Raw genomic sequence first — 23,272 nt, forward strand, 5'->3', positions numbered from 1 at the left:
TCAGTGGGCCGCCACGAACACCCGGGAGGCGACCTCGCGGGGCAGCCGGATCCGGTCGCCGGAGCGGTCGATCGACACGCCGTCGCGCTCCTGCGCCACCGTCACCGTGGCGCCCGGGTCGACACCCGCCGCGTGCAGCTGCCGCAGCACGTCCGCGTCGGTCTGCACGCTCTCGCAGATCCGGCGGACCACGACCGGGCCGGTGAGGCCGGGGAAGGCCAGGTTGCGCTCACCCTCCGCCGAGTCGCTCTCGGCCGCGCCGGGCTCGCCCAGCTCCTCCAGGCCCGGGATCGGGTTGCCGTAGGGCGAGCGGGTCGGGCGGTTGAGCAGGTCGTAGACCCGCTTCTCCACCGCGTCGCTCATCACGTGCTCCCAGCGGCACGCCTCCTCGTGGGCCTCCTCGTAGGGCATCCCGATCACGTTCACCAGCAGCAGCTCGGCCAGCCGGTGCTTGCGCATCACGGCGACGGCGGTGGTGCGGCCCAGCGGGGTGAGCGACAGGTGCCGGTCGCCCTCGACGGTGAGCAGGCCGTCCCGCTCCATCCGGGCGACGGTCTGGCTGACGGTGGGACCGCTCTGCTTGAGCCGCTCCGCGATCCGGGCGCGCAGCGGCGGCACCCCCTCCTCTTCCAATTCGAGGATGGTGCGCAGGTACATCTCCGTAGTGTCAACAAGATCGTGCTTCAAGGCGGCCTCCCGGTGATCGATGCTACCCCGGACCCCCGACGATCGACCGACGGCGAACCGCGGGGTCGTACCCGGATGGTGTTGACTGGACCGCATGTCCGGAACCGATGACCTGCTGGTCGAGCCCGACCGGCTCGCGGCCGAGCTCGACCGTGCCGACCGGCCCACCCTGCTCGACGTCCGCTGGCGGCTGGTCGGGCCGCCCGGCCGGGACGACTACGCCGCCGGCCACCTGCCCGGCGCCGTCTTCGTCGACCTGGACACGGAACTCTGCGGGCGGCCCGGCGCCGCCGGCCGGCACCCGCTGCCCGACCCGGCCGCGCTCCAGGCCGCGCTGCGCACCGCCGGGGTCCGTGCCGGTCACCCCGTCGTGGTGTACGACGGCGGGGACGGCATGGCCGCCGCCCGCGCCTGGTGGACCCTGCGGTGGGCCGGCCACCGGGCGGTCCGGGTGCTGCACGGCGGCTTCCCCGCCTGGGTCGCCGCCGGCCTGCCCGTCTCCACCGAGCCGCCCACCCCGGCGCCGGGGGACGTCACCGTCGCCCCGGGTGCGCTGCCGGTGCTCGACGCCGCCGAGGCCGCCCGGCTGGCCGCCGCCGACGCCGGGGTGCTGCTCGACGTACGGGCCGCCCCGCGCTACCGGGGCGAGACCGAGCCGATCGACCCGGTCGCCGGGCACGTGCCGGGCGCGGTGAACCTGCCCGCCCCGGAGTACGTCACCGACGGCCGCTTCCCGGCCGCCGAGGCGCTGCGCGCGCGGTTCGCCGCCGCCGGCGTCGCCGAGGGCACGCCGGTCGGCGCGTACTGCGGCTCCGGAGTGACCGCCGCGCAGGCGGTGCTGGCCCTGCACCTCGCCGGCCGCCCGGACGCTGCCCTGTACGTCGGCTCGTGGAGCAACTGGGTCGCCGACCCGGACCGGCCGGTAGCCACGGGAGGCGAGACACCCGCCCGCTGAGCAGGGCGTGCGACGGGTCGGATCCGGCACGCGTGCGACGATGAGCCCATGGCCGACGACACGGTGGTGGTGTGGGACGAGGCCCTGCTCGCCTACGACATGGGTGACCATCCCCTCGACCCGGTCCGGGTCGAGCTGACCATGGCGCTCGCCCGCGAGCTGGGGGTGCTGGACCGGCCCGGGGTGCGGCTGGTCAAGCCGGAGCCGGCCGACGACGAGCTGCTGACCCGGGTGCACGACCCGCGCTACCTGGACGCGGTGCGGGCCGCGCCCCGGGATCCGCTCTTCGCCGGCTACGGGCTGGGCACCTCGGACAATCCGGTCTTCGACGGCATGCACGAGGCCAGCGCGCTGATCGCCGGGGCGAGCGTGGCCGCCGCCGAGGCGGTGTGGCGCGGGGAGGCCCGGCGGGCGGTCAGCGTGGCCGGCGGGCTGCACCACGCCATGCCGGCCCGGGCCGCCGGCTTCTGCGTCTACAACGACCCGGCGGTGGCCATCGCCCGCCTGCTCGACCTGGGCGCGGAGCGGATCGCGTACGTGGACGTCGACGTGCACCACGGCGACGGCGTGCAGGAGATCTTCTACCACGACCCGCGGGTGCTCACGATCAGCCTGCACGAGACCCCGCTGGCGCTCTTCCCCGGCACCGGGTTCCCCGATGAGACCGGCGGACCGGGCGCCGAGGGCAGCGCGGTCAACCTGCCGCTCCCGCCGGGCGTCGGCGACGCCGGCTGGCAGCGCGCCTTCCACGCGATCGTGCCGTCGGTGCTGCGGGCGTTCCGGCCGCAGATCCTGGTGACCCAGTGCGGGGCGGACGGCCACAAGCGGGACCCCCTGGCCGACCTGCACCTCTCCGTCGACGGCCAGCGCGCCACCTACCAGGCGCTGCGGGCGCTCGCCGACGAACTGTGCGACGGCCGCTGGGTGGCCTTCGGCGGCGGCGGGTACGCGCTGGTCGAGGTGGTGCCCCGGGCCTGGACGCACCTGCTCGCCGTGGCCACCGGGGAACCCCTCGACCCGGCCACGCTGACCCCGCCCGGCTGGCGGGAGTTGGCCGCGAAGCGCCGGCCCGGCCACGAGATCCCCCTGCGGATGACCGACGACGTCGACCCGTCGTACCAGCCGTGGCAGCCCAACGGCGAGCCGGACGCGGTGGGGCGGGCTATCGCCGCCACCCGCCGGGCGGTCTTCCCGCTGCACGGGCTCGACCCGCACGACCCGCGCGACTGATCCGGCGGTAGGGGAGGACCGACCGGTGACAACCGTCGAGCAACCGGTGGACGTGCTGCTCAGCGACGGTACGACCGTCCAGCTGCGACAGATCCGTCCCGACGACGCCGCAGCCATCGTGGCGATGCATTCGCGCTTCTCCGAGCGCACCCGCTACCTGCGCTACTTCTCGCCGTACCCGCGCATCCCGCAGCGGGACCTGCAGCGCTTCGTCAACGTGGACCACCGCGACCGGGAGGCGTTCGTGGTGCTGGCCGGCGAACGGATCGTCGCGGTCGGCCGGTACGAGCGGCTCGGCCCCGGATCGCCGGAGGCCGAGGTGGCCTTCGTGGTGGAGGACGCGTACCAGGGCCGGGGGATCGGCTCGGTGCTGCTGGAGCACCTGGCCGACGCGGCCCGGCGGTACGGCATCGTGCACTTCGTCGCCGAGGTGCTCCCGGCCAACGGGGCGATGCTGCGGGTCTTCTCCGACTTCGGCTACCAGGTCGCCCGCCAGTTCGCCGACGGGGTGGTGCACCTGAGCTTCCCGATCGCCCCCACCGAGGCGACACTGGAGGTGCAGCGCGGCCGGGAGCACCGCACCGAGGCCCGCTCGATCGCCCGGCTGCTCGCCCCGCGCGGCATCGCCGTGTACGGGGCCAGCACCACCGGGCAGGGCGTCGGCGCGGCCCTGCTCGGGCACCTGCGCGACGGCGGCTTCACCGGCACGATCGTCCCCGTGCACCCGACCGCGGCGACCGTGGCGGGGCTGACCGCCTACCCGTCGGCGGCCGACGCGGGGATCGAGATCGACCTGGCGGTGGTGGCGGTCGCCCCGGAGGCGGCCCTGGACGTGGTCGCCGACGCGGCGAAGGCGGGCGCGCACGGCCTGGTGGTGATCTCCGCCGGGTTCGCCGAGTCCGGGCCGGCGGGGGCGGCCGTCCAGCGCGCCCTGGTCCGGGCCGCCCACCTGGCCGGCATGCGGGTGGTCGGGCCGAACTGTCTCGGCGTCGCCAACACCGACGAGGCGGTACGCCTCAACGCCACCCTCGCCCCGGTGCTGCCCGCCCCCGGCCGGGTCGGCGTGTTCAGCCAGTCCGGCGCGTTCGGGGTGGCCCTGCTCGCCGAGGCGTCCCGGCGCGGCCTCGGGCTGTCCAGCTTCGTCTCCGCCGGCAACCGGGCCGACGTCTCCGGCAACGACCTCCTGCAGTACTGGCAGGACGACCCGGGCACCGACGTCATCACGCTCTACCTGGAGACCTTCGGCAACCCGCGCAAGTTCGCCCGGCTGGCCCGGCGGATCGGCCGGAGCAAGCCGGTGGTCGCGCTCGCCTCGCTGGCCCGCCCGCCCGGCGTCGGCGACGCCCCGGCCCTGGACGCGGCCGCGGTCAGCGCGCTCTTCGCCCAGTCCGGGGTGATCCGGGTGGACACCGTCTCCGAGTTGCTCGACGTCGGCGTGCTCCTGGCTCACCAGCCGCTGCCGGCGGGCCGCCGGGTGGCCGTGGTGGGCAACTCGTCGGCGCTGACCGGGCTGGCCGCCACCGCCTGCACCGCCCAGGGCCTCACCGTCGCCGACGGCTACCCGCACGACGTCGGCCCCCGGGCCGGCGCCGCCGAGTACGCCGCCGCACTGGCCGCCTCCGCCGCCGACGAGCGGGTGGACGCCGTGGTGGCCCTCTTCGCGCCGCCGCTGCCGGGCCAGCTCGCCGACCCGGAGGCGGACTTTGCCGCCGCGCTGCCCGATGCGCGGAGCACCGGCAAGCCGGTGGTGGCGACCTTCCTCGCCGGCCGGGTGCCGGCCGGGGTGCCGGCGTACCCGAGCGTGGAGGAGGCGGTCCGGGCGCTGGCCCGGGTCACCACGTACGCCGACTGGCTGCGCCGCCCGCCCGGGGTGCTGCCCGAGCTGGACCGGGTGGACCGGCTGGCCGGGCAGGCCGCGCTCCGGGCCGACGGCGCCGATCCGGCGGGGCTGCTCGGGGCGTACGGGATCGAGGTGGTGGCGTCGACGCCGGCGTCCTCGGCCGACGCGGCGGTGGCGGCCGCCGAGCGGCTCGGCTGGCCGGTCGCCCTCAAGGCGGCCGCCCCGGGGCTGCGGCACCGGCTCGACCTCGGCGCGGTCCGGCTCGACCTGGCCGACGCCGCGGCGCTGCGCCGCGCGTACGCCGAGATGGCCCCGCTCTTCGGCGCGGACGTCCTGGTCCAGCCGATGGTCCCGCCCGGCGTGGCCTGCGTGGTCGAGCTGGTGGAGGACCCGGCGTTCGGGCCGGTGGTCGGCTTCGGCCTGGGCGGCGTCGCCACCGAGCTGCTCGGCGACCGGGCCTGGCGGGCGGTGCCGCTGACCGACCGGGACGCGGCCGAGCTGGTCGACGAGCCGCGGGCCGCGCCGCTGCTGCGCGGCCACCGGGGCGCCGCGCCGGTCGATCGGGCGGCCCTGGTCGACCTGCTGCTGCGGGTCGGTCGGCTCGCCGACGAGCAGCCCCGGGTCCGCTCGCTCACCCTCAACCCGGTGCTGGCCCGCCCGGACGGCATCTCGGTGCTGCACGCCACGGTGCGCACCGGCGCGGAGGCGCCCCGCCCGGACACCGGCCCCCGCCGGCTGTGAGGAAGGGCCCCTGTCGCTTCAAGCACCAGAAGGCCCCGGCGGTGCCGCCGGGGCCTTCTGGTGTGCGGGGTCAGCAGGCGTACGCCTCCAGGCGGTTCGCCCGCTCCGGGTCGCGCAGCTTCAGCAGGGTGACCTTCTCGATCTGCCGGATCCGCTCCCGGGACAGACCGAACTCGCGGCCCACCTCGTCGAGGGTGCGCTGCCGGCCGTCGTCCAGGCCGAACCGCAGCCGGATCACCGCCTGCTCCCGCTGGGAGAGGGTGGCCAGCACGATCCGTACCTCGTTGCGCAGCTCGCCGTTGGCGGTGGCGTCGCCCGGCTCCTGACGCGGGTCGACCGCGGCGACGAAGTCACCGAGCGCGCTCTCGCCGTCCTCGCCGACCGCCTGGTCCAGGCTCACCGGCTCCCGGTCGTACGAGATCAGCTCGATCACCTGGAACTCGGGGATGTCCAGCGCCTTGGCCACCTCGGCGACGGTGGGCTCCCGGCCCAGCGTGATCGACAGCTCCCGGCGGACCCGGACCATCCGGTTGACCTGCTCGACCATGTGCACCGGGATGCGGATGGTGCGGGCCTGGTCGGCCATGGCGCGGGTGATGGCCTGGCGGATCCACCAGGTGGCGTATGTGGAGAACTTGTAGCCCTTGGTGTAGTCGAACTTCTCGACGGCGCGGATCAGGCCGAGGTTGCCCTCCTGGATCAGGTCGAGGAAGGCCATGCCGCGGCCGGTGTAGCGCTTCGCGATGCTGACCACCAGCCGCAGGTTCGCCTCCAGCAGGTGGTCCTTGGCGGCGCGGCCCTCGGCCACGATCAGCTCCAGGTCGGCGCGCAGCTCCGGCGAGACCGGGGTGCAGGTGGAGAGCTTCTCCTCGGCGAAGAGGCCGGCCTCGATCCGCTTGCTGAGCTCGACCTCCTGCGCCGCGGTGAGCAGCTTGGTACGGCCGATGCCGTTCAGGTACGCCCGGACCAGGTCGGTGGAGACGCCGCGCTCGTCGGTGGCGTCCAGATCGGTCAGGGTATCGGTGCCGGCCTCGGCGTCGATGGTGGCAGCCGGGCGGGTCTGGTGCTCGATCATCTGCTGGGCCATCTCTATCTCCCCGTGTCCTTCGGTGCCGCGTACCGGTGTCCGTGCCGCGTGCCGGCGCGGTGATGCCGGTGATGAACAGCTTGGCGGTCGGGGCGTGAAACGGGAGTGAGGCGATCGGGGAACCGACAGCAATCCCGGCGGAAAATCGGGTGCCGCTTGCCCGACCCGGTTACCGTGCCAGCGGCCGGCCACCGGGGCGCGGCAGCACAGGCGATCGGAGGACGCGGTGGTCTTCAAGCGGCTCATGCAGGCGATGGGTGTGGGTGGACCGTCGGTGGAGACGGTGCTGGCCAACCCGAACTGCCGTCCGGGCGGCCACCTGGAGGGCCGGATCCAGGTGCTGGGCGGCGACCACCCGGTGGACGTCTCGTACGTGGCGCTCGGCCTGGTCACCCGGGTCGAGGTGGAGAGCGGCGACTCGGAGTACGACACCACCCAGGAGTTCGGCCGCCGGCAGGTGACCGGCGCGTTCCGGGTGGAGCCGGGGCAGCGGTTCGACGTGCCGTTCCGCTTCGACGTGCCGTGGGAGACCCCGCTGACCGACCTGTACGGCCAGCACCTGCACGGCATGACCATGGGGCTGCGTACCGAGCTGGAGGTGGCCCGGGCGGTCGACAAGGGCGACCTGGACGCGGTGGCGGTGCATCCGCTGCCCGCCCAGGAGCGGCTGCTGGAGGCGCTCCTGCGGCTGGGCTTCCGGTTCGCCCGGGCCGACGTCGAGCGCGGCCACATCTACGGCGTGCACCAGACGCTGCCCTTCTACCAGGAGATCGAGTTCCACCCGGCGCCGCAGTACGCCCGGGCGATGAACCAGCTGGAGGTCACCTTCGTGACCGATCCGCAGCGGGTGCAGGTGGTGCTGGAGCTGGACAAGCGCGGCGGCCTCTTCACCGAGGGCCACGACGCGTTCGGCAGGTTCACGGTGGACCACGCCACCGCCGACCGCACCGACTGGGCCGCCCAGCTGGACGGCTGGCTCCGCCAGTCCCTCTCCCGCCGCGGCCTCTTCTTCTGACCGTCTCGGCGTGATCAAGGAGTTTGCGTCGGATTCCGGGCCCCAGGAGACGCAAACTCCTTGGTCAATCGGAAAAAGGGGGTCAGAGGTCGAGGACGATGGTGCGGGGGCCGACGTTGACGGACTCGACGAGCATGTGGGCGCGGAAGCGGCCGGTCTCGACCTTGGCACCGCGCTCCCTGAGCGCCTCGACGACCGCGGTGACCAGGGGTTCGGCCACCTCGGCGGGGGCCGCGGCAGTCCAGCTCGGCCGCCGGCCCTTGCGGGCGTCGCCGTAGAGGGTGAACTGGCTGACCACCAGGATCGGCGCGCCGGTGTCGGCGGCGCTCCGCTCGTCGTCCAGGATGCGCAGCTCGTGGATCTTCCGGGCCATGGTCGCCGCCACCTGCGCGGTGTCCGCGTGCGTCACGCCGAGCAGCACCAGCAGGCCGTCGGCGATCTCGCCGACCACCTCGCCGTCGACGGTCACGCCGGCCCGGCTGACCGTCTGCACCACCGCCCGCATCAGTCCGCCACCGGCTCGACGAGGCCCCGCTCGACCAGGTGCGCCACGATCGGCCCGGCCGCCTCGGCCAGCTCGTCCGGGGTGACGTCGTGCGCGGCGGCGAGCAGGGCGAGCTGGTCGCGCAGCGGCAGCCGGCCGTCCGCCCCGCCGACCAGGGCCAGCACCAGCGGGTCGATCTCCTCCGACCAGCGCAGCCCGTGCGGCATGGCGAGGACCTGCCGGTCCACGGCCCAGCCCTCGTCGCCCATGGTGGCCTCCTGCCGCAGCTGGAGCCCCTCGGCGGCGCGGTAACGCGCGGCCAGCAGCCCGTCCGTGTCCCGGGCGCGCAGCCAGTCCTGCCGGTCGAACCACTCGGCGACCCGGTCGCCCATCGGCGGCTCCACCCGCTGCCGCAGGTCCTCGACCCGGACGATCGGCTCGTCGTGGCCACCCCGGCGCAGCGAGACGATGCCGAAGCCGATCGCCTCCACCTTGTGCGCGTCGAACCAGTCCAGCCAGTCGGCCATCCGCTGCGGGTCCGCCGTGTCGCCGACGTCGGTGAGCCACAGGTTGACGTACGCCATGGGGTCGGCCACCTCACGCTGGACCACCCAGGCGTCCAGCCCGGTGCCGGCGAACCAGCCGGTCACCCGCTCGGCCCAGTCCTCCCCGGTGACGTGCACCCAGTTGGCCAGGTACTGCATGGTCCCGCCCTCGGTGAGCAGGTGCGGCGCGGCGGCGGCCAGCTCGGCGCCGATCGCGTCGCCGACCCGGCCCGAGTCCCGGTAGACGTGGGTGGTGGTACCGGGGCCGACCACGAAGGGCGGGTTGCTCACCACCAGGTCGAACCGGCGTCCGGCCACCGGGGCCACCATGTCCCCGCGCAGCAGCTCCCAGTCCTGGCCGTTGAGCGCGGCGGTGGTGGCGGCGAAGCGCAGCGCCCGCTCGGAGACGTCGGTGGCGGTCACCCGGCGGGCGTGGGTGGACAGGTGCAGGGCCTGGACGCCGGAGCCGGTGCCCAGGTCCAGCGCCGTCTCCACCGGGCGGCGGACCGTCGCGCCGATCAGCGTCTGGGTGGCCCCGCCGATGCCCAGCACGTGCTCGGCGTGCAGCGGCCGGCCGGGCCGGGCGCTGGCCGGCACGTCGGCGAGGACCCACCAGTCGTCCCCGTACGGCTCCAGGTCGACGCCGGCGCGCAGGCCGTCGCCGTGCCGCTCGACGATCCCGCCGGCGAGGGCCTCCTCCACGGGCAGCGGCGCGAGCGCGGCGGCCACCGCCGACTCCGCCTCGGTCTGGTCGCAGATGAAGACCCGGATCAGCGTCGCCAGGGGGTCGCGGTCCTCGGTGGCGCGCAGCGCGGCCCGGAAGTCGTTGCGGGCCACCCCGCCGGTGGCCTGCGGGCCGAGCCGGTTGGCGATGCCGTTCGAGGTGAAGTCCGCCCGGGCCAGCGCGGTCCGCAGCGCGTCCACGCCGGCGGGGGAGAGCAGCATGTCATGACGATCCACGTCGCCATCCTGCCTTCCCCGCGTCGGCGTGCGCCCGGCACCCGCGACATCCATACCGCGGGCGGCATCAACCGGCCGCTATCTCTTTCACGATCTTCGATGTCTGGCTAGCATCTCCCCCAACATCCGTCGATGGGTGCCCCGGCGGCCACGAGCCCGGGCGCGCCCGGTAGGGAGCCAGACGATGCCCGACGTGTCCGTTCCCCGGCGTCGCGCGCTGCGCGCGCTCGCCGTCACGGCCGCCGCCGCGGCCCTTGCGGCCGCCGCCTCCACCCCCGCCCTCGCCGCGCCGACCGGCGACATCCGCTACGCCAACGCCCCCGACGCCGTCAGCGGCAGCTACCTGGTGGTGCTGAAGACCGACGCGGTCGGCGCCGCGAACAGCCTCGCCGCCCGGAGCGCGGTGCCGGACCGCGCCGCCGGCCTCGCCGCGCGCTACGGCGGCACCGTCGGCACGGTCTGGAGCGCCGCGCTCACCGGCTACAGCGCGAAGATGAGCGTCGGCCAGGCCCGCCGGCTCGCCGCCGACCCGGCCGTCGCGTACGTCGAGCAGGACCGGGTCGTCACCACGCAGGGCACGCAGACCGGGGCGACCTGGGGTCTGGACCGGATCGACCAGCGCAGCCTGCCCCTCAACGGCACCTACACGTACCCGAACACGGCCAGCAACGTGCGGGCGTACATCATCGACACCGGCATCCGGATCACGCACAGCGACTTCGGTGGCCGGGCGACCTGGGGCACGAACACCGTCGACACCAACAACACCGACTGCAACGGGCACGGCACCCACGTCGCCGGCACGGTCGGCGGCGCCCGGTACGGCGTGGCCAAGGGGGTCCGCCTGGTCGCGGTGAAGGTGCTCAACTGCTCCGGCAGCGGCACCACCGCCGGCGTGGTGAGCGGCGTCAACTGGGTCACCTCGAACGCGGTCAAGCCGGCCGTGGCCAACATGAGCCTCGGCGGCGGCGCCAGCAGCACCCTGGACAACGCGGTGGCCAACTCGATCAGCTCCGGCGTCACGTACGCCATCGCGGCCGGCAACTCCACCGCCAACGCCTGCAGCTACTCGCCGGCCCGGGTCGCCTCGGCGATCACCGTCGGCGCCACCACCAGCACCGACGCCCGCGCCTCGTACTCCAACTACGGCTCGTGCCTGGACATCTTCGCGCCCGGCTCGTCGATCACCTCGGACTGGCGGACCAGCGACACCGCCACCAACACGATCAGCGGCACCTCGATGGCCACCCCGCACGTGGCCGGCGCGGCGGCGCTCGTGCTCGGCGCCAACCCGTCGTACTCCCCGGCGCAGGTGGCCAGCTACCTGACCACCAACGCGACCACCGGCAAGGTGACCAGCCCCGGCTCCGGCTCGCCGAACCGGCTGCTCTTCGTCGTCAACTGACGACCGGCCCCGCCCGCGGCCCGGTGGACCCCACCCCTGTCCACCGGGCCGTGCCGCGTCCTGCGGGGAGTCGGCGCGGCCGGTGGCGGCCGGCCGGGCAGGATGGAGGCATGACGCTCTCCCTGCCCATCGACCCGGCGGCCAACGAGCTGCTCGCGCGCAGCCCGCTGGCGCTGCTCCTCGGCATGGTGCTCGACCAGCAGGTGCCGATGGAGAAGGCGTTCTCCTCCCCGTACGTGCTGGCTCAGCGGCTCGGCCACGAGCCGGACGCCCGGGAGCTGGCCGGGTACGCCCCGGAGGCCCTGGTCGCCCTCTTCGCCCAGCCACCCGCCCTGCACCGCTTCCCCAAGGCCATGGCGGCCCGGGTGCAGGAGGTGTGCCAGGTGCTCGTCGAGCGGTACGACGGCGACCCGGCCCGGCTCTGGTCCGAGGCCGCCGACGGCCGCGACCTGCTGCGCCGGGTGGGCGAGCTGCCCGGCTTCGGCCGGCAGAAGGCACAGATCTTCGTGGCCCTGCTCGGCAAGCGCTTCGGGGTCGCCCCGGACGGCTGGCGGGAGGCCGCCGGCGGCTACGGCGACGCCGACGCGTACCGGTCGGTGGCCGACGTGACCGACCCCGAGTCGCTGCGCCGGGTGCGCGAGTACAAGCAGCGGATGAAGGCGGAGGCGAAGGCCGCGAAGGCGTGACGCGACCCCGGCCCGCCCCCGTACCGTGAGGTGATCAGGTGACGACGGCGGGCGGGGGATGGCGGATCCACGAGGAGAGGAGCTGCTCCGCGGCAGGGAGACCTCGCCGCGGGCGACCTTCCTGGAGCTCTTCTTCGACGTCGCCTTCGTCTTCGCGCTCACCCGGGTGTCGGCCCGGCTGATCAACGACTTCACGGTGGAGCGGCGGACGTTCCTGCCCGAGGTGGGGCAGACGCTGCTGCTCCTGCTCGCGCTCTGGTCCGTCTGGTCGTTGACCACCTGGACGACGAGCCGGTACAACCCGGAAGCGCCGGCGCTGCAACTCGTCGTGGCGGCCTCGATGTTCGCCAGCATGGTGATGGCGGTGTCGCTGCCGGAGGCGTTCGACGTGCGCGGCCTCTCCTTCGTCCTCGGCTATGTCATCGTCCAGGTCGGCCGTCCGCTCGTCCTCACCGTGGTGATGCGGCGCCACCCGGAGCAGCACAACGCCGCCCGGATCCTGGTGTGGGCGGCGGTGTCGGCGGTGCCGTGGATCGCCGGGGCGATCACCCACGACGACGCCCGGGGTGTGCTCTGGACCGTGGCGGTCGTCATCGACTACACCGCTGCCCGGCTGGGCTGGCCGCTGCCCGGACGCGGCCGGGCGCCCACCTCCTCCTGGACGGTCACCGGGGAGCACCTGGCGGAGCGCTACCAGCAGTTCATCATCATCGCGCTGGGCGAGATGATCCTGGTCAGCGGCTTCGGCTTCAGCGGGAGCGGGTTCACCGGCGCCCAGTGGGTGGCCTTCGCCATCACGTTCGCGAGCACCGTGCTGCTCTGGCGCATCTACTTCTACCGGGCCGGCACGGTGCTGGCGGAGGCGGTGCTGGGGTCGGCGCAACCCGGCCGGCTCGCCGAGTCGGCGACGTACACCCACCTGGCCATGGTGGGCGGCATCGTCGCCACCGCCGTCGGCTACGAGCTGGTCATCGGGCACCCCACCGGACACACCGATCCCGCCTGGCTGTGGGTGATCATCGGCGGGCCGGCCCTGTTCGTGGTGGGGCGCACGCGGTTCGAGTACGAGGTGTTCGGCCGGGTGTCCCGATCCCGGCTGATCGGCCTCGTCGTGCTGGTGGCGATGGTGCCGCTGGTCGTGCGCCTGCCCCCGCTGGGGGTCGCCGCGGCGACCTCCACGGTGCTGGCCGGGATCGCGGTGACCGACGCCCTGCGTGCCCGGGGCCGTCCGCCGGAGCAGCCCGCCCCGCCGATCTGACCCCGGACGGTCAGGCGGCGGTGGGTCGGGACAGCGCGGCGAGTGCCCGGCGCACGTCGGCCAGGGAGACGGTCGCCGAGTCGTCCAGGTCCGCCAGGCCCGCCTCGATCCACTGCCGCATCAGCGTGGTCACCCCGATGCCGCGCGCCTCGGCGGCCGCCCGGACCCGTTCGTACGTCTCCAGCGGCAGGCGTACCGAGCGGCTGACCATCGGCACGTCGGTGTCGGGGGTGGGCAGTTCCGCCGGCTGCGTCTCGTCGATCAGGTCGGCGAGCGCGTCGCCGCCGTCGTGGAACCGCTTGGTCGCCTCGTTACGGTGCATCGTGACCGCCTCCTCGTCGGCGCGATCTCCGCACGGCCTCGTCGTAGCGCTTGGCCTCGACGTCGCTCAGTTCGCGGGCGGAGAGGATGTCCCAGTCGTTGTCGGTGCCGTCGGCCTCGGCCAGCAGCACGGCGAGGCGCCGCCCCCGGTGGTCGGTCGCGTAGACCACCATGACGTCGTCTCCGAGGTGCCGGATGACCCGTCGCGTGCTGTGCAGGGCCTCCCAGACTTCCCCGGGCGTGACGTCGTAGACCCGCAGGTTGGCCAGCGCCTCGTCGGTGAAGCTGAACCGGTTGCCCACGGGCGGAGCGTACCACGTACGTAACACGCACCGCCTTGTCACGATTTTCGCCGATCAACCGTCCGGGGTGACAGGATGGGGCGTAATCCCCTCGAGGAGGTCCGTGGTGAAGCAGCGTCCGGCACCCCAGCCGATCCTGATCACCGACGCGTCGCGCAGCCAGGACGACCAGCTCACCAGCCGGCAGAAGCGCTACGTGCTGATGATGGGCATCCGGGTCGCGTGCCTGGTCGTCGGCGCGATCCTGGTCGGTGCGAAGGTTCCCCTGCTCTGGCTCTGGCTGCCGCTGTGCATCCTCGGGATGGTGCTCATCCCCTGGCTGGCGGTGCTGCTGGCGAACGACCGCCCGCCGAAGGAGCAGCACCGCCTGGCCGGCAAGTTCCAGTCCCGCCAGCGTGACGACACCCCGCCGATGGCGCTCCCCACCGAGGAGCATCCGCACAAGGTCATCGACGCCGAACCCTGACCGGTCCGGGCCCCGGCAGGGCCCGAACCGTCAGGGGGCTCCGGGTCTTCCGGCCCGGACCGTGCCGCCGGGTCAGGGGGCCGGCCGGGCGCCCACCGAGGAGACCGCGAGCGCGCCCAGGTCGCCCGCGCGGGACAGCGCGGCCCGCGGATCCGCGCCGGCGAGCCAGGCGGTGAGCAGGCCGGCGGCGAATGCGTCGCCCGCCCCGGTGACGTCCACCACCGGCACCCCGCGCGCCGGGGCCGTCTCGACCGTCCCGCTCCGGTCCACCCAGACCGCGCCGGCCGCGCCCCGCTTGACCACCACCCGGCGGGCCACCGCGGTCAGCGCCCGCGCCTGCGCCGCCGGGTCCAGCCCGCCGGCCAGCACCGTCGCCTCGTCCGTGTTGACCAGCAACAGGTCGACGTCGCGTACCCAACCCAGGAAGGCCGTCGCGCCGACCCGCCGCAGCGGCGCCGCGGAGGCCGCGTCGACGCTGGTGGTGAGCCCGCGCTCGCGGGCCACGGCCAGCGCGCGCAGTCCCGCGCCGCGCGACCCGGCGTCCAGCAGGGTGTACGCGGACAGGTGCAGGTGCCCGGCGTCGGGCGCCGCCGCCAGGGCGGCGTCGACCTGCCCGGCGGTCAACCGCAGGTTCGCCCCCCGCTGGCTGATCATGGTGCGCTCGCCGGCGTGGGCGAGCACGATGACGGTGCCGGTGGGGTAGCCCTCGTGCCACTCCACCGCACAGGTCACGCCGACCCGTTCCAGCTCGGCGACCCGCTCGCGGCCCGTCTCGTCGTCTCCGACCGCGGCGACCAGGGTGACGTCCGCGCCCTGGGCGGCGAGCCAGGCCGCCGTGTTGGCCGCCTGGCCGCCGCCGCTGAACCGGATCCCGGCGGCGGTGTCCGACCCGGTGGCGAGCGGACCGGACAGGACCGCGACCACGTCGGTGATCACGTCCCCGACCACGACCAGGCTGCTCATGCCGCCACCTCGCTCCGCTCGGCGCCGGCGTGAGACAACGGGGCGCTGTGCCGACGATTCGCTCGCTGACGCTCGCTCATGCCGGGGAGTCGGTGCGCCGGGCCGCCGCCGCGACCGCGATCCGCGCCGCGAGGTCGGCGTTGCGCAGGATGATCCGGACGTTCACCGCCAGGCTCGCGCCGTGGGTGGCCGAGTGGAAGTGGGCCAGCAGGAACGGCGTCACCGCCTTCCCGGTGATCCCGTCCTCGGCGAGCAGCGCCAGCCCATCGGCGAGGGTGCGGTCGTGCAGCGCCGGGTCGAGCTGCTCGTCGGTCGGCAGCGGGTTGGCCACGATCAGGCCGCCGTGGTGCACGCCCTGCCGCTCCCGGGCCAGCAGCACGTCCGCCACCTGCTCCGGCGACTCCACCGACCAGTCCAGGTCGAAACCGGCGTCGGTGAGGTAGAAGCCGGGGAAGCGGCGGGTGCGGTAGCCGACCACCCCCACCCCGAGGGTCTCCAGCCGCTCCAGGGTGGCGCCGACGTCGAGGATCGACTTCACCCCGGCGCAGACCACCGCGATCGGGGTCCGGGCCAGGGTGATCAGGTCGGCCGACTCGTCGAAGGTCTGCGCCGCCTCCCGGTGCACCCCGCCCAGCCCGCCGGTGGCGAAGACGCCGATGCCGGCCGCCGCGGCCACCGCGCTGGTCGCCGCCACCGTGGTGGCGCCGTCCGCGCCGGTCGCCGCCGCCACCGCGAGATCGCGTACGGAGAGCTTGCTCACCCCGTCGACCGTGGCGAGCCGGGTCAGCTGGGCGTCGTCCAGCCCCACGATCAGCTCACCGGCGACCATGCCGATGGTGGCCGGCACCGCGCCCGCGTCCCGGACCGCCTGCTCGATCTGCCGCGCGACCAGCAGATTGTCCGGCCGGGGGAGGCCGTGCGAGACGATGGTGCTCTCCAGGGCGACGACCGGACGCCCGTCGCGCAGGGCGTCGGCCACCTCGGTGCCGAAACTGATGTGAAAGTTGGTCACTTCCGTTACGGTACGGGTCGCCTTCGGGCCGGGCCCAGGTGGACCGGCCCGGATCGACCTGCAAAACTGGACCGTTGGAGGTGTACACGTGAGTACAGAAGTTCTCGAGCGTCCTCAGTTGAAGGACGCCGACACCGGTCCGGAGATGTTCCACTACGTCCGCAAGGAGAAGATCGCGGAGAGTGCCGTCATGGGCACATTCGTCGTGGCGCTCTGTGGCGAGACCTTCCCGGTGACCAAGGCGGCCAAGCCCGGTTCGCCGGTCTGCCCCAAGTGCAAGGAGATCTACGACTCGTACGCCGAGTGATCCCGGGCGGCCATCCCGGCCGCCCGCGTAACCTGCGGCGGTGACCACCTCCACCGCCCTGCTCTTCGCCGACCTCACCGGCGTCGCGGTCTTCGCCGCCTCCGGCGCCTCCGCCGCGGTGGCGAAACGGCTCGACCTGTTCGGGGTGGTCTTCGTCGGCGTCGTCGCCGCCCTCGGCGGCGGCATCTTCCGGGACCTGGTCATCGACGAGGTCCCGCCGCTGGCCTTCGCCGACTGGCGGTACGCGGCGGCCGCGGCGGTCACCGCCGCCGCCGTCTTCTGGCTGCACCCCCAGCTCGCCCGGCTGCGCACCACCGTGCTGGTGCTCGACGCGGCCGGCCTCGGCCTGTTCACCGTCACCGGCACGCTCAAGGCGCTCGACGCGCACGTACCGGCGGTCGGCGCCTGCATGATCGGCATGCTCACCGCGATCGGCGGCGGCCTGGGCCGGGACCTGCTCACCGGGGAGATCCCGGTGGTGCTGCGCCGGGAGATCTACGCCCTCGCCGCGCTCGCCGGGTCGATCCTGGTGGCCCTGCTCTCCGCGTACGGGCAGGCGAAGGCGCTGCCGCTGACCGTCGCCGCCACCTTCGTCTTCGTGCTGCGCCTGGTGTCGCTGCGCCGTCGGTGGTCGGCCCCGGTCGCCACGCTGCGCCCACCGCGCACCGGCACCCGGGGCCCGCAGGGCTGACCGCTCGGTCGACGCCCGCGCTGGCCGACGCGCCCTGCGGCAGGTCGGGGTTGCGCCGGCACGTCGACACCACGCTCTGCCGCGGGGCGAGTGGATCGTGGGACGCCCGAGGTGGACCGCCCGGCAGCCCGGGGTGCCCGGATGTGACCAGCGTGGCGTCGAGTGGGGAGAAGTGGCCCCGCTGGTTATGCTGAGTCGGCCTTCGCGGCACCGGATGCGCGAGGGCGTTTTCATGGGCGGCGGCACCCGTGGCCCTCGGCCGGGGACCCGCCGTCGGCGGTCGGAGAGGAGCTACGCGTGGCACCGCGGTTGCCGGCGCTCGAGACGTTCCCGCCCCTGCGTGCCTGGCAACGCAAGGCGATGGTGGAGTACCTGCGTCGCCGTACCGAGGACTTCACCGCGGTCGCCACGCCCGGCGCCGGCAAGACCACCTTCGCCCTCCGGATCGCCGCCGAGCTGCTGAACGACGGCACCGTCGAAGCGGTCACCGTGGTCGCTCCCACCGAGCACCTCAAGACCCAGTGGGCGCAGTCGGCGGCCCGGGTCGGCATCCAGCTCGACGCCGCGTTCCGCAACGCCGACCTGCACTCCGCCGCCGACTTCCACGGCGCGGTGGTCACGTACGCCCAGGTCGGCATGGCGCCGCAGGTGCACCGGCGGCGCACCATGACCCGGCGGACGCTGGTCATCCTCGACGAGATCCACCACGCCGGCGACTCGCGGACCTGGGGCGACGGCGTCAAGGCGGCCTTCGAGCCCGCGGTGCGCCGGCTGATGCTCACCGGTACGCCGTTCCGCTCCGACGACAACCCGATCCCGTTCGTCAGCTACGAGCGGGGCGGGGACGGGCTGCTGCGCTCCCGCGCCGACTCCGTCTACGGCTACTCCGACGCGCTGCGCGACGGCGTGGTCCGGCCGGTGCTCTTCCTGGCGTACTCAGGGGAGACCCGGTGGCGCACCAACGCGGGGGAGGAGTTGGCGGCGCGGCTCGGCGAGCCGATGACCCAGGACCTCATCGCGCAGGCCTGGCGTACCGCGCTGGACCCGGCCGGCGACTGGATGCCGCAGGTGCTGCGGGCCGCCGACGCCCGGCTGACCGTGCTGCGCAACAACGGCATGCCCGACGCCGGTGGGCTGGTGATCGCCAGCGACCAGCAGGTCGCCCGCGCGTACGCGAAACTGATCGAGCAGGTGACCGGCGAGAAGGCCGCCGTGGTGCTCTCCGACGACCAGGGCGCCTCGGCGCGGATCGCGACGTTCGCGGCGTCCGAGCAGCGCTGGCTGGTCGCGGTCCGGATGGTGTCCGAGGGCGTCGACATCCCCCGGCTGGCGGTCGGGGTGTACGCGACCAGCGCCAGCACCCCGCTCTACTTCGCCCAGGCGATCGGCCGGTTCGTCCGGGCCCGGCGCCCCGGCGAGACCGCCTCGGTCTTCCTGCCCAGCGTGCCGCACCTGCTCGGGCTGGCCAGCGAGATGGAGGCCGAGCGGGACCACGTGCTCGGCAAGGCCAAGGAGCAGGACGGCTTCGACGACGACCTGCTGGAGCGCGCCCAGCGGGACGACCAGGCCAGCGGCGAGCTGGAGAAGCGGTTCGCCGCGCTCTCCGCGACCGCCGAGCTGGACCAGGTGATCTTCGACGGCGCGTCCTTCGGCACCGCCGCCCAGGCCGGCACCCCGGAGGAGGAGGAATACCTCGGCCTCCCCGGTCTGCTCACCGCCGATCAGGTGTCGATGCTGCTGACCAAGCGGCAGGCCGAGCAGCTCGCCGCGCAGCGGCGCAAGGCCGCCCAGCGGGCCGCTGAGCCGGCCGCTGCGGCCCCGGCGGCGGTTGCCCCACCGATGAGTGCCGCCCAGCGTCGGGTGGCCCTCCGGCGGCAGCTGAACGCTCTGGTGGCCGCCCGGCACCACCGCACCGGCCAGCCGCACGGCAAGATCCACGCCGAGCTGCGCCGCCTCTGCGGCGGACCCCCCAGCGCCCAGGCCACCATCGAGCAGCTCGAAGAGCGCATCGCCACCGTCCAAACCCTGTGAGGCCCCGGCCCCCTCTCTCTTGTTGATCAAGGAGTTTGCGTCAGGAACGGGGTGTGGCGGCGCAAGGCGGGCGGGCGGACGGGACGCAGAAAAGCCGACCGGAGGCGACCCGTGTGGGTGCCTCCGGTCGGCTATGCCGTCGTTATGGTTTCCGGTTCAGTTCGCCATCAGATCGGCGCCACGCCAGCTGAACTCCGGGTCCGTCGCGTACCGCACGGTGATCTTCACGAGATCCTCCGCGTACTTGTTCGCGTGGTGCCCACAGAACACCAGCTCGCTCCCACCCGCCAGAGTGATCCGGAGCTTGCCGGCAGCATTGCAGCGGTCGCACCGTTCATCGGCGGCCGGGGGGCTCACCGTCTCGGGCGGCGGCGTGAGGGTCGGGGTCATCGCCTTCCTCCTCTGGTCGTCACCGATGAACACTCTCTTCGGTCGTTGCTCACCTATCGTGCAACACCCATCTCGGGCCCTGCCTTCCCTGTGTGCCCGCGGGGGACCGAGGTCACACCTGGCGTGGAAGACAGTGTGCCGTGCACCAAGGGTGCCACGTCAACGATCACAAACCGGCAACCGACCGATCACCAAAGAGTGTTGTACGGCTGGTGATCAAACCGACACGACTGGTTGACGTGCGCGGTCAGTCCAGGTAGTCGCGGAGCACCTGGGAACGCGAGGGGTGCCGCAACTTGGACATGGTCTTCGACTCGATCTGACGGATGCGCTCCCGGGTCACGCCGTACACCTGGCCGATCTCGTCCAGGGTGCGCGGCTGGCCGTCGGTGAGGCCGAAGCGCAGGCGTACCACGCCCGCCTCGCGCTCGGACAGCGTCTGGAGGACCTGCTGGAGCTGGTCCTGCAGCAGCGAGAACGAGACCGCGTCGACCGCGACGACCGCCTCGGAGTCCTCGATGAAGTCGCCGAGCTGGCTGTCGCCCTCGTCGCCGATGGTCTGGTCGAGCGAGATGGGCTCCCGGGCGTACTGCTGGATCTCCAGCACCTTCTCCGGTGTGATGTCCATCTCCTTGGCCAGCTCCTCCGGGGTGGGCTCGCGGCCCAGGTCCTGGAGCAGCTCGCGCTGGATCCGGCCGAGCTTGTTGATCACCTCGACCATGTGCACCGGGATGCGGATGGTGCGGGCCTGGTCGGCCATGGCGCGGGTGATGGCCTGGCGGATCCACCAGGTGGCGTACGTGGAGAACTTGTAGCCCTTGGTGTAGTCGAACTTCTCGACGGCGCGGATCAGGCCGAGGTTGCCCTCCTGGATCAGGTCGAGGAAGGCCATGCCGCGGCCGGTGTAGCGCTTGGCCAGCGAGACCACCAGCCGGAGGTTCGCCTCCAGGAGGTGGTTCTTGGCCCGCTCGCCGTCCCGGGAGATCCACAGCAGGTCACGCTGCATGTCCCGGGTGAGCTTCTCCTCGCCCTCCTCGGCGGCGCGCAGCCGCTCGGCGGCGTACAGGCCGGCCTCGATCCGCTTGGCGAGCTCGACCTCCTGCTCGGCGTTGAGCAGCGGCACCTTGCCGATCTGCTTCAGGTACGCCCGGACGGAGTCGGCGGAGGCGGTCAGCTCGGCGTCACGACGCGCCTGCTTCAGCGCCTCGGACTCCTCGTCGTCCCACTCGAAGTCGTTGTCGCTGGCGGAGCTGGCCGCGTCGGCCTCGGCGGCCTGGGTCAGCTCGGCCGGCTCGTCGACCACCACGTCCTCGATCTCGGCGGCCAGCTCCTCCGGGTCGATCTCGCCCTCGGGGCCCTCGCCCTTGGCGGCCGCCTTCGCCGGCTTCGCCGCGGCGGTCTTCGCGGCCACGGTCGCCTTGGTGGCCCGGGTCGCCTTGGCGGCCTTCGCCGGGGCGGCGGCCTTGGCGGCCACCTCGGCGGTGGTGCCGGCGGCCTTGCGCGCGGTCGCCTTCCGCGGGGCGGGGGCGGCCGGGGCCTCCTCGGCGGCCGGCGCCTGCTTCGGGGCGGGCGCGGCGGCCTTCTTGGTGGTCTTGGCGGTGGTGGCCCGGGAGGCCGGCGTGGCGGACCGGGCGGCGGCCACGCGACGGCGGGTGCTGGCGGAGCCGTCCACCACCACCGTCACCCCCGCCTCGGAGAGCGCACGGAGGATCTTCTTGGCCTGGGCCGGGGTCACCTCAGCGGACTCGACGGTGCGCGCGAGCTGGGCCGACGTGAGCTGGCCGCCGGCGCTCTGCGCGTGGGCGATCAGGGTGTCGGTGAGCGAGCGAACGTCGGCGCCGGTCTGGCGGGGTTCTGTCACGAATGACCTTCCGGAGGCGAAGAGCGAGCACGGCCGGGTTCGTCCGGCGCAGCAGCGAGCGCCGTGCCGGGCGATGTCGTTGAGGGACCCCCGTGTCCCGGGCCGGCCGGTCGGTGGCGGTCCGTGGCGCGTGGGCAGGGTGAATTGTAACGCCGTCTACGGCGATCATCCCGCGCCGCACGGCGTACCGGCGGTGTGGACCGCCGATTCGGCGCAGATGTGGACTTTGTAAGGATGATACCCACGCGCGACCCGGCCGGCCCCGGTCGTGCGGGAAGGGGACGAACATGATCCGCTCGGCGCCCACGCCGCGGGAACTGCTGGAGATCGCCGTCGAGGTGGCCCGGGACGGGGCCGCCACCGCGCACCGGATGCGGGCCGAGGGGGTCTCGGTCGCCGCGACCAAGAGCACCGTCACCGACGTGGTCACCGCCGCGGACCGGGCGGTGGAGCGCCAGGTGCTCGACGCCCTGCGGACCCGCCGCCCCGGCGACGCGGTGCTCGGCGAGGAGTTCGGCGCCGGCCCGGCCGGCGACGGCGGGGTGCGCTGGATCGTCGACCCGATCGACGGCACGGTCAACTACCTCTACGGGCTGCCGTACTGCGCGGTCTCCCTGGCGGCGGAGGTCGACGGCGAGGTGGTCGCCGGGGTGGTCCGCAACGTCGCCACCGGCGAGGAGTGGACCGCCACCGCGGGCGGGGGCGCCTGGCGGGACGGGGAGCGGCTGCGCTGCTCCACCGAGACCGACCTGGGGCAGGCGCTGGTCGCCACCGGGTTCGGCTACGACGCCGGCCGCCGGGCGCACCAGGCCCGGGTGGTCGCCGAGCTGATCCCGCACGTCCGGGACATCCGCCGGATGGGCGCCGCGGCGCTGGACCTCTGCCTCGCCGCCGAGGGGCGGGTGGACGCCTACTACGAGAAGGGCCTGGCCGCCTGGGACCTCGCCGCGGGCGGGCTGGTCGCCCGCGAGGCGGGGCTGCTGGTGACCGGGCTGTCCGGGCGGCCGCCCGGTCCGGACCTGGTGATCGCCGCCCCGCCGGCGCTCTTCGAGCCGCTGCACACCCGGCTCGCCGCCCTGGACGCCTCCGGCGGCCCCTGACCACCGCTGATACGCGAAAAGAGTGGCCTTCCGTGTCGGCGCGGCCACTCTTTTCCGGCAATTCGTGTGGATCTCGGTCGACCGTATGGCCGACCGGGCGGGTTACTTGCCGACCGGGGCCGGGCAGGTGCCGGGCGGGGCCTCCGGCGAACCGAGGTCGCCGAGGGACTGGTTGACCTCGGTGGTCGTGGCCAACTGCTGGAAGCTGTTACCCAGGATCACGTCGACCGTGTCGTCCTTGCGCTTCGGGTCGAACTGCGGGTCGGCGTTGTCGAGGAAATAGGCCCGCAGCAGATGCGCGGAGCCGACGCCCTTCGGACCGAATCGCAGCACGGCGACCTCGTCCACCGCCTTGGGGGCGTTGCCCTCCTTCTTGACCTGGAACTTGCGGTTGCGGAAGTCGTCCGCGACGCTGCTGGCCAGGCCGACCTCGTCGGTGCCGTTGTAAACGTTGATCTTGACGTCCTTGGGCTCGCGCAGGGTCACGTCGGCCAGCGGCCAGTCCTTGGGACAGCCCTCGGCGGTGCCCGCGTTGCTCTGCGTGTCGCGCACCAGTGCGATGACGACGAAGACCAGGGCGATGACCGCCAACAGGCCGACGACAACGAGTGCCCGCACTCGCGCAAAACTCATCTGGGCGCTCCCCGGACAGTGTTTGGGTGGCGGCGGCCGCCGGCGGTCGGGCCGTCGAGTACGCCGCTGAGGTTAACGGTTGTCCGGCCGTGGCGTGGAAACAGTCCGACATGCCGGCGCGCCACCCGGGGAACGGGTAGTACTACCCCTATCTTCGTGTCGCCTGAGTCACATTGGGAACAACTTCGGGCGCAGGGGCGTACATCTCTGCCGCGAGGGCGGTATACATGCCTCGCCCAAAGGGGGGGTAAGGTTCCGCGCTCGCTGGGGGAGTTCCTCTGGCGGACTCGGCCCACCGGTCC

The 23,272-nt window shown here is 73.8% G+C and carries 23 protein-coding genes; 12 read left to right on the forward strand and 11 right to left on the reverse strand.

Annotated features, from left to right (window positions below):
- Positions 1-687, reverse strand: a complete 687-nt coding sequence (locus ACGFI9_RS13695) for a metal-dependent transcriptional regulator (RefSeq protein WP_393178290.1) — start codon at positions 685-687, stop codon at positions 1-3.
- A gap of 94 nt (positions 688-781) precedes the next feature.
- On the opposite strand from ACGFI9_RS13695, the gene ACGFI9_RS13700 reads away from it, so the two are divergent.
- From ACGFI9_RS13700 to ACGFI9_RS13710, 3 genes are read left to right on the forward strand one after another with little or no spacing between them, the layout of a single operon-like run.
- A complete protein-coding gene (locus ACGFI9_RS13700; protein WP_393178291.1) occupies positions 782-1,642 on the forward strand; it encodes a sulfurtransferase in 861 nt (286 codons plus the stop codon).
- A 48-nt stretch (positions 1,643-1,690) separates the two neighbouring features.
- Positions 1,691-2,872, forward strand: coding sequence for an acetoin utilization protein AcuC (locus ACGFI9_RS13705; RefSeq protein ID WP_393178292.1), 1,182 nt, complete (start codon positions 1,691-1,693; stop codon positions 2,870-2,872).
- A 25-nt stretch (positions 2,873-2,897) separates the two neighbouring features.
- Entirely contained in the window at positions 2,898-5,453 is a 2,556-nt protein-coding gene (locus tag ACGFI9_RS13710) for a GNAT family N-acetyltransferase (protein WP_393178293.1), read from the forward strand.
- A gap of 70 nt (positions 5,454-5,523) precedes the next feature.
- Here ACGFI9_RS13710 and sigB read toward each other — a convergent pair whose 3' ends face one another.
- A complete protein-coding gene (gene sigB / locus ACGFI9_RS13715) occupies positions 5,524-6,540 on the reverse strand; it encodes an RNA polymerase sigma factor SigB (protein ID WP_393178294.1) in 1,017 nt (338 codons plus the stop codon).
- A 226-nt stretch (positions 6,541-6,766) separates the two neighbouring features.
- Between sigB and ACGFI9_RS13720 the strand changes: the two genes are divergently transcribed.
- Complete coding sequence (locus tag ACGFI9_RS13720; protein WP_393178295.1) at positions 6,767-7,555, forward strand: sporulation protein; 789 nt, start codon at positions 6,767-6,769, stop codon at positions 7,553-7,555.
- 82 nt (positions 7,556-7,637) lie between these two features.
- Here the strand turns inward: ACGFI9_RS13720 and dtd are convergent, their stop codons facing one another.
- Together dtd and ACGFI9_RS13730 are read right to left on the reverse strand one after the other, a co-directional pair.
- Entirely contained in the window at positions 7,638-8,060 is a 423-nt protein-coding gene (gene dtd, locus ACGFI9_RS13725; RefSeq protein WP_393178296.1) for a D-aminoacyl-tRNA deacylase, read from the reverse strand.
- Positions 8,060-9,544: a methyltransferase gene (locus ACGFI9_RS13730; RefSeq protein ID WP_393178297.1), complete on the reverse strand. Its 1,485-nt coding sequence runs from the start codon at positions 9,542-9,544 to the stop codon at positions 8,060-8,062. Before ACGFI9_RS13730 ends, dtd begins: the two co-directional genes overlap by 1 nt.
- A gap of 184 nt (positions 9,545-9,728) precedes the next feature.
- On the opposite strand from ACGFI9_RS13730, the gene ACGFI9_RS13735 reads away from it, so the two are divergent.
- From ACGFI9_RS13735 to ACGFI9_RS13745, 3 genes are all read left to right on the forward strand, one after another.
- Positions 9,729-10,949: a S8 family serine peptidase gene (locus tag ACGFI9_RS13735; protein ID WP_393178298.1), complete on the forward strand. Its 1,221-nt coding sequence runs from the start codon at positions 9,729-9,731 to the stop codon at positions 10,947-10,949.
- A 110-nt stretch (positions 10,950-11,059) separates the two neighbouring features.
- The gene (locus ACGFI9_RS13740; protein WP_393178299.1) at positions 11,060-11,635 is read left to right on the forward strand and encodes an HhH-GPD-type base excision DNA repair protein; all 576 of its coding nucleotides are present in this window, start codon (positions 11,060-11,062) and stop codon (positions 11,633-11,635) included.
- A 58-nt stretch (positions 11,636-11,693) separates the two neighbouring features.
- Positions 11,694-12,893, forward strand: a complete 1,200-nt coding sequence (locus ACGFI9_RS13745) for a low temperature requirement protein A (RefSeq protein WP_393178300.1) — start codon at positions 11,694-11,696, stop codon at positions 12,891-12,893.
- A gap of 10 nt (positions 12,894-12,903) precedes the next feature.
- On the opposite strand, the gene ACGFI9_RS13750 is transcribed toward ACGFI9_RS13745, so the two are convergent.
- Both ACGFI9_RS13750 and ACGFI9_RS13755 read right to left on the reverse strand, forming a co-directional pair.
- Complete coding sequence (locus ACGFI9_RS13750) at positions 12,904-13,215, reverse strand: hypothetical protein (RefSeq protein WP_393178301.1); 312 nt, start codon at positions 13,213-13,215, stop codon at positions 12,904-12,906.
- Positions 13,205-13,516 (reverse strand): hypothetical protein, encoded by a 312-nt coding sequence (locus tag ACGFI9_RS13755; protein WP_231934773.1) that lies wholly within the window; start codon positions 13,514-13,516, stop codon positions 13,205-13,207. The genes ACGFI9_RS13750 and ACGFI9_RS13755 overlap by 11 nt, the downstream gene beginning before the upstream one ends.
- 106 nt (positions 13,517-13,622) lie before the next feature.
- Here ACGFI9_RS13755 and ACGFI9_RS13760 point away from each other — a divergent pair, with 106 nt between their 5' ends.
- Positions 13,623-13,982, forward strand: a complete 360-nt coding sequence (locus ACGFI9_RS13760; protein WP_393178302.1) for a DUF3099 domain-containing protein — start codon at positions 13,623-13,625, stop codon at positions 13,980-13,982.
- Positions 13,983-14,054: 72 nt separating this feature from the next.
- On the opposite strand, the gene ACGFI9_RS13765 is transcribed toward ACGFI9_RS13760, so the two are convergent.
- Both ACGFI9_RS13765 and ACGFI9_RS13770 read right to left on the reverse strand, forming a co-directional pair.
- Positions 14,055-14,945 carry a carbohydrate kinase family protein gene (locus ACGFI9_RS13765; RefSeq protein ID WP_393178303.1) on the reverse strand — a complete coding sequence of 297 codons (891 nt, stop codon included), beginning with the start codon at positions 14,943-14,945 and terminating at the stop codon, positions 14,055-14,057.
- 76 nt (positions 14,946-15,021) lie between these two features.
- The gene (locus ACGFI9_RS13770) at positions 15,022-15,957 is read right to left on the reverse strand and encodes a pseudouridine-5'-phosphate glycosidase (protein WP_393178304.1); all 936 of its coding nucleotides are present in this window, start codon (positions 15,955-15,957) and stop codon (positions 15,022-15,024) included.
- A gap of 88 nt (positions 15,958-16,045) precedes the next feature.
- Here ACGFI9_RS13770 and ACGFI9_RS13775 point away from each other — a divergent pair, with 88 nt between their 5' ends.
- From ACGFI9_RS13775 to ACGFI9_RS13785, 3 genes are all read left to right on the forward strand, one after another.
- Positions 16,046-16,264 carry a DUF3039 domain-containing protein gene (locus ACGFI9_RS13775; RefSeq protein WP_393178305.1) on the forward strand — a complete coding sequence of 73 codons (219 nt, stop codon included), beginning with the start codon at positions 16,046-16,048 and terminating at the stop codon, positions 16,262-16,264.
- A 40-nt stretch (positions 16,265-16,304) separates the two neighbouring features.
- The gene (locus tag ACGFI9_RS13780; protein WP_393178306.1) at positions 16,305-16,955 is read left to right on the forward strand and encodes a trimeric intracellular cation channel family protein; all 651 of its coding nucleotides are present in this window, start codon (positions 16,305-16,307) and stop codon (positions 16,953-16,955) included.
- 297 nt (positions 16,956-17,252) lie between these two features.
- Entirely contained in the window at positions 17,253-18,986 is a 1,734-nt protein-coding gene (locus ACGFI9_RS13785; protein WP_393178307.1) for a DEAD/DEAH box helicase, read from the forward strand.
- Positions 18,987-19,142: 156 nt separating this feature from the next.
- Here the strand turns inward: ACGFI9_RS13785 and ACGFI9_RS13790 are convergent, their stop codons facing one another.
- Together ACGFI9_RS13790 and ACGFI9_RS13795 are read right to left on the reverse strand one after the other, a co-directional pair.
- The gene (locus tag ACGFI9_RS13790) at positions 19,143-19,376 is read right to left on the reverse strand and encodes a hypothetical protein (protein WP_073835435.1); all 234 of its coding nucleotides are present in this window, start codon (positions 19,374-19,376) and stop codon (positions 19,143-19,145) included.
- A 247-nt stretch (positions 19,377-19,623) separates the two neighbouring features.
- Positions 19,624-21,237 (reverse strand): RNA polymerase sigma factor, encoded by a 1,614-nt coding sequence (locus tag ACGFI9_RS13795; RefSeq protein WP_393178308.1) that lies wholly within the window; start codon positions 21,235-21,237, stop codon positions 19,624-19,626.
- Between the two features lie 287 nt (positions 21,238-21,524).
- On the opposite strand from ACGFI9_RS13795, the gene ACGFI9_RS13800 reads away from it, so the two are divergent.
- Entirely contained in the window at positions 21,525-22,337 is an 813-nt protein-coding gene (locus ACGFI9_RS13800) for an inositol monophosphatase family protein (protein WP_393178309.1), read from the forward strand.
- Positions 22,338-22,439: 102 nt separating this feature from the next.
- Here the strand turns inward: ACGFI9_RS13800 and ACGFI9_RS13805 are convergent, their stop codons facing one another.
- Complete coding sequence (locus ACGFI9_RS13805) at positions 22,440-22,955, reverse strand: LytR C-terminal domain-containing protein (protein ID WP_393178473.1); 516 nt, start codon at positions 22,953-22,955, stop codon at positions 22,440-22,442.
- Between the last annotated feature and the right edge of the window lie 317 nt (positions 22,956-23,272).

Source organism: Micromonospora sp. NPDC048930, assembly GCF_043197935.1.
In the GTDB taxonomy this organism is placed as follows: domain Bacteria; phylum Actinomycetota; class Actinomycetes; order Mycobacteriales; family Micromonosporaceae; genus Micromonospora.

Bases quoted from the DNA above. Each gene is read 5' to 3' on its own strand.
- ACGFI9_RS13700 (WP_393178291.1), top strand. From the start codon at position 782: ATGTCCGGAACCGATGACCTGCTGGTCGAGCCCGACCGGCTCGCGGCC.
- ACGFI9_RS13765 (WP_393178303.1), bottom strand. From the start codon at position 14,945: ATGAGCAGCCTGGTCGTGGTCGGGGACGTGATCACCGACGTGGTCGCG.
- dtd (WP_393178296.1), bottom strand. From the start codon at position 8,060: ATGCGGGCGGTGGTGCAGACGGTCAGCCGGGCCGGCGTGACCGTCGAC.
- ACGFI9_RS13745 (WP_393178300.1), top strand. From the start codon at position 11,694: ATGGCGGATCCACGAGGAGAGGAGCTGCTCCGCGGCAGGGAGACCTCG.
- ACGFI9_RS13750 (WP_393178301.1), bottom strand. From the start codon at position 13,215: ATGCACCGTAACGAGGCGACCAAGCGGTTCCACGACGGCGGCGACGCG.
- ACGFI9_RS13800 (WP_393178309.1), top strand. From the start codon at position 21,525: ATGATCCGCTCGGCGCCCACGCCGCGGGAACTGCTGGAGATCGCCGTC.
- ACGFI9_RS13705 (WP_393178292.1), top strand. From the start codon at position 1,691: ATGGCCGACGACACGGTGGTGGTGTGGGACGAGGCCCTGCTCGCCTAC.
- sigB (WP_393178294.1), bottom strand. From the start codon at position 6,540: ATGGCCCAGCAGATGATCGAGCACCAGACCCGCCCGGCTGCCACCATC.
- ACGFI9_RS13790 (WP_073835435.1), bottom strand. From the start codon at position 19,376: ATGACCCCGACCCTCACGCCGCCGCCCGAGACGGTGAGCCCCCCGGCC.
- ACGFI9_RS13735 (WP_393178298.1), top strand. From the start codon at position 9,729: ATGCCCGACGTGTCCGTTCCCCGGCGTCGCGCGCTGCGCGCGCTCGCC.
- ACGFI9_RS13740 (WP_393178299.1), top strand. From the start codon at position 11,060: ATGACGCTCTCCCTGCCCATCGACCCGGCGGCCAACGAGCTGCTCGCG.